The sequence below is a fragment of the Propionivibrio limicola genome, assembly GCF_009469695.1.
Taxonomy (GTDB): Bacteria; Pseudomonadota; Gammaproteobacteria; order Burkholderiales; family Rhodocyclaceae; genus Propionivibrio; species Propionivibrio limicola.
Window position 1 is genome coordinate 1 of sequence record NZ_SSSR01000034.1, and the last position, 5,324, is coordinate 5,324.

Annotated in this window: 2 tRNA genes and 3 rRNA genes; all 5 read left to right on the forward strand. The window is 53.1% G+C overall.

The annotated features are described in order from the left end of the window. The first annotated feature begins 161 nt into the window (after positions 1 to 161). Positions 162 to 1,701: ribosomal RNA gene (locus tag GH659_RS14610) — 16S ribosomal RNA — on the forward strand. 61 nt (positions 1,702 to 1,762) lie between these two features. After that, positions 1,763 to 1,839: transfer RNA gene (locus GH659_RS14615), tRNA-Ile, on the forward strand. A gap of 39 nt (positions 1,840 to 1,878) precedes the next feature. Further along, positions 1,879 to 1,954: transfer RNA gene (locus tag GH659_RS14620), tRNA-Ala, on the forward strand. A 229-nt stretch (positions 1,955 to 2,183) separates the two neighbouring features. Then, a 23S ribosomal RNA gene (locus GH659_RS14625) occupies positions 2,184 to 5,070 on the forward strand. 101 nt (positions 5,071 to 5,171) lie between these two features. Further along, a 5S ribosomal RNA gene (gene rrf, locus GH659_RS14630) occupies positions 5,172 to 5,285 on the forward strand. Together the 16S, 23S and 5S rRNA genes with 2 tRNA genes alongside form the textbook arrangement of a ribosomal RNA operon. Positions 5,286 to 5,324 lie beyond the last annotated feature (39 nt).

Sequence of the window (5,324 nt, forward strand, 5' to 3'; positions counted from 1 at the left end):
GTTCTTTAAAAATTGGGTAATTGATAGGTGTGGGTTTTTGGTCGAGCGGTATCTGCGCAAGCGGATACGGCAAAAAGATTTGAAACTCGCACGATGTAAAAAGTCTGCGGGTCTGAGAGATTGGGCCTGCAGGACGTCAAGCGAGAGTTTTAACAGAGATTGAACTGAAGAGTTTGATCCTGGCTCAGATTGAACGCTGGCGGCATGCCTTACACATGCAAGTCGAACGGCAGCATGGGTGCTTGCACCTGATGGCGAGTGGCGAACGGGTGAGTAATGCATCGGAACGTGCCCTGAAGTGGGGGATAACGTAGCGAAAGTTACGCTAATACCGCATATTCTGTGAGCAGGAAAGCAGGGGATCGCAAGACCTTGCGCTTTAGGAGCGGCCGATGTCGGATTAGCTAGTTGGTGGGGTAAAGGCCTACCAAGGCGACGATCCGTAGCGGGTCTGAGAGGATGATCCGCCACACTGGGACTGAGACACGGCCCAGACTCCTACGGGAGGCAGCAGTGGGGAATTTTGGACAATGGGCGCAAGCCTGATCCAGCCATGCCGCGTGAGTGAAGAAGGCCTTCGGGTTGTAAAGCTCTTTCGGCAGGGAAGAAATCGCATTCGCTAATACCGGATGTGGATGACGGTACCTGCATAAGAAGCACCGGCTAACTACGTGCCAGCAGCCGCGGTAATACGTAGGGTGCGAGCGTTAATCGGAATTACTGGGCGTAAAGCGTGCGCAGGCGGTTGTGTAAGTCAGATGTGAAATCCCCGGGCTCAACCTGGGAACTGCATTTGAGACTGCACGGCTAGAGTGCGGCAGAGGGGGGTGGAATTCCACGTGTAGCAGTGAAATGCGTAGAGATGTGGAGGAACACCGATGGCGAAGGCAGCCCCCTGGGCCAACACTGACGCTCATGCACGAAAGCGTGGGGAGCAAACAGGATTAGATACCCTGGTAGTCCACGCCCTAAACGATGTCAACTAGATGTTGGAAGGGTTAAACCTTTTAGTGTCGCAGCTAACGCGTGAAGTTGACCGCCTGGGGAGTACGGCCGCAAGGCTAAAACTCAAAGGAATTGACGGGGACCCGCACAAGCGGTGGATGATGTGGATTAATTCGATGCAACGCGAAAAACCTTACCTACCCTTGACATGTCAGGAATTCCGAAGAGATTTGGAAGTGCCCGAAAGGGAGCCTGAACACAGGTGCTGCATGGCTGTCGTCAGCTCGTGTCGTGAGATGTTGGGTTAAGTCCCGCAACGAGCGCAACCCTTGTCGTTAATTGCCATCATTTGGTTGGGCACTTTAATGAGACTGCCGGTGACAAACCGGAGGAAGGTGGGGATGACGTCAAGTCCTCATGGCCCTTATGGGTAGGGCTTCACACGTCATACAATGGTCGGTTCAGAGGGTTGCCAACCCGCGAGGGGGAGCTAATCTCAGAAAGCCGATCGTAGTCCGGATTGCAGTCTGCAACTCGACTGCATGAAGTCGGAATCGCTAGTAATCGCGGATCAGCATGTCGCGGTGAATACGTTCCCGGGTCTTGTACACACCGCCCGTCACACCATGGGAGCGGGTTCTGCCAGAAGTAGTTAGCCTAACCGCAAGGAGGGCGATTACCACGGCAGGGTTCGTGACTGGGGTGAAGTCGTAACAAGGTAGCCGTAGGGGAACCTGCGGCTGGATCACCTCCTTTCTAGAGCAAAGCTTGATCAAGAACTCACAACCTATCAATTGCCCGAAGCTGCACAGACGGAGGGTCTGTAGCTCAGTCGGTTAGAGCACCGTCTTGATAAGGCGGGGGTCGTTGGTTCGATTCCAACCAGACCCACCAACGTTTGAACGAAGGCAAGGTTCATGCGTGATTTATCAAGGGGGATTAGCTCAGCTGGGAGAGCACCTGCTTTGCAAGCAGGGGGTCGTCGGTTCGATCCCGTCATCCTCCACCAAAGCCTGGAAACAGGCGTTAGAAGCCAGCGCGGCGCGCCGTGTTGACTTCTAACAGATGAAAGTCTGTACGCTCTTTAACAAAATGGAAGAAGGTTGTATCGCTGGCAGCGGAGAGCTGTGAGCGATACGGTTGTGATTGCATCAAGCACCCTGGCTCTTGCCGGGTCGGGGTGGCACAAAATGAGTTGCCTGTGGCTTTGGTTCTCGCAAGAGAGCTTAAGGTTATAGGATCAAGCGAATAAGTGCATGTGGTGGATGCCTTGGCGATTACAGGCGAAGAAGGACGTGCAAGCCTGCGAAAAGCTCTGGGGAGCTGGCAATGAAGCTTTGATCCAGAGATGTCCGAATGGGGAAACCCACTCCTTTTGGAGTATCCCACACTGAATACATAGGTGTGAGGAAGCGAACCCGGTGAACTGAAACATCTAAGTAGCCGGAGGAAAAGAAATCAACCGAGATTCCCAAAGTAGTGGCGAGCGAAATGGGATCAGCCTGCAAGTGATAGCGGATTTGTTAGTGGAAGCTTCTGGAAAGTAGCGCCGTAGTGGGTGATAGCCCCGTACGCGAAAACAAATCCGTGGTACTAAGTTTGCGACAAGTAGGGCGGGGCACGAGAAACCCTGTCTGAACATGGGGGGACCATCCTCCAAGGCTAAATACTCGTAATCGACCGATAGTGAACCAGTACCGTGAGGGAAAGGCGAAAAGAACCCCGGGAGGGGAGTGAAATAGATCCTGAAACCGCATGCATACAAACAGTGGGAGCCTCGCAAGGGGTGACTGCGTACCTTTTGTATAATGGGTCAGCGACTTACGTTCAGTAGCGAGCTTAACCGAATAGGGGAGGCGTAGGGAAACCGAGTCTGATAAGGGCGATTAGTTGCTGGGCGTAGACCCGAAACCGGATGATCTATCCATGGCCAGGATGAAGGTGCGGTAACACGCACTGGAGGTCCGAACCCACTAACGTTGAAAAGTTAGGGGATGAGCTGTGGATAGGGGTGAAAGGCTAAACAAATCCGGAAATAGCTGGTTCTCTCCGAAAACTATTTAGGTAGTGCCTCACGTATCACCTTCGGGGGTAGAGCACTGTTATGGCTAGGGGGTCATCGCGACTTACCAAACCATTGCAAACTCCGAATACCGAAGAGTGCGAGCGTGGGAGACAGACATCGGGTGCTAACGTCCGGTGTCGAGAGGGAAACAACCCAGACCGCCGATTAAGGTCCCCAAGACATAGTTAAGTGGGAAACGAGGTGGGAAGGCTCAGACAGCCAGGAGGTTGGCTTAGAAGCAGCCATCCTTTAAAGAAAGCGTAATAGCTCACTGGTCGAGTCGTCCTGCGCGGAAGATGTAACGGGGCTCAAACTATGCACCGAAATCGCGGATATATCTTTGATATATGGTAGGAGAGCGTTCTGTAGGCCGTTGAAGGTGGCTTGTAAAGGCTGCTGGAGGTATCAGAAGTGCGAATGCTGACATGAGTAGCGATAAAGGGAGTGAAAAGCTCCCTCGCCGAAAGCCCAAGGTTTCCTGCGCAACGTTCATCGGCGCAGGGTGAGTCGGCCCCTAAGGCGAGGCTGAAAAGCGTAGTCGATGGGAAACTGGTTAATATTCCAGTACCTCTTTGTAATGCGATGGGGGGACGGAGAAGGTTAGGTCAGCCATCTGTTGGAATAGGTGGTTTAAGCGTGTAGGCAGATCCCTTAGGCAAATCCGGGGGGTTAATGCTGAGGCGTGACGACGAGTGGTCTTTGACCGCGAAGTGATTGATACCAAGCTTCCAAGAAAAGCCTCTAAGCTTCAGTTACAAAGAGACCGTACCGCAAACCGACACAGGTGGGCAGGATGAGAATTCTAAGGCGCTTGAGAGAACTCGGGAGAAGGAACTCGGCAAATTAGCACCGTAACTTCGGGAAAAGGTGCGCCCTGGTAGGTTGTAGAGATTTACTCTCGAAGGCCGAAAGGGTTGCAGTGAAATGGTGGCTGCGACTGTTTAATAAAAACACAGCACTCTGCAAACACGAAAGTGGACGTATAGGGTGTGACGCCTGCCCGGTGCCGGAAGGTTAAGTGATGGGGTGCAAGCTCTTGATCGAAGCCCCGGTAAACGGCGGCCGTAACTATAACGGTCCTAAGGTAGCGAAATTCCTTGTCGGGTAAGTTCCGACCTGCACGAATGGCGTAACGATGGCCACACTGTCTCCTCCCGAGACTCAGCGAAGTTGAAATGTTTGTGAAGATGCAATCTCCCCGCGGCTAGACGGAAAGACCCCATGAACCTTTACTGTAGCTTTGCATTGGACTTTGAACCGATCTGTGTAGGATAGGTGGGAGGCTGTGAAGCGGTGACGCTAGTTGCCGTGGAGCCGTCCTTGAAATACCACCCTGGTTTGTTTGAGGTTCTAACCATGGCCTGTGAATCCAGGTCTGGGACCGTGCATGGTAGGCAGTTTGACTGGGGCGGTCTCCTCCCAAAGAGTAACGGAGGAGTACGAAGGTACGCTAGGTACGGTCGGACATCGTGCTAATAGTGCAATGGCAAAAGCGTGCTTGACTGCGAGACTGACACGTCGAGCAGGTACGAAAGTAGGTCATAGTGATCCGGTGGTTCTGTATGGAAGGGCCATCGCTCAACGGATAAAAGGTACTCTGGGGATAACAGGCTGATACCGCCCAAGAGTTCATATCGACGGCGGTGTTTGGCACCTCGATGTCGGCTCATCACATCCTGGGGCTGTAGCCGGTCCCAAGGGTATGGCTGTTCGCCATTTAAAGTGGTACGTGAGCTGGGTTTAAAACGTCGTGAGACAGTTTGGTCCCTATCTGCCGTGGGCGCTGGAAATTTGAGGGGACCTGCTCCTAGTACGAGAGGACCGGAGTGGACAAACCTCTGGTGTACCGGTTATGACGCCAGTCGTATCGCCGGGTAGCTAAGTTTGGAAGAGATAAACGCTGAAAGCATCTAAGCGTGAAACTCGCCTCAAGATAAGATTTCCCCGGGGCCTCGAGCCCCCTGAAGGGTCGTTGAAGACCACAACGTTGATAGGCTGGGTGTGGAAGCGCAGTAATGCGTTAAGCTAACCAGTACTAATTGCCCGTGTGGCTTGATCCTATAACCTTAAGTAGCAACTCATTGATGAGTTCAATCACAACCGACACAAATCCTTCTTCCCTTTTGCGCAGCCTGCCTTGGCAGGTTGCAGACAAGTTACGCTTGGCGGCCATAGCACTTTGGACCCACCCCTTCCCATCCCGAACAGGACCGTGAAACGAAGTCGCGCCGATGATAGTGCACAGCTCGTGTGCGAAAGTAGGTCACCGCCAGGCTCCCCCTTCCTAAGCCCTCTGCTTAACGCAGAGGGCTTT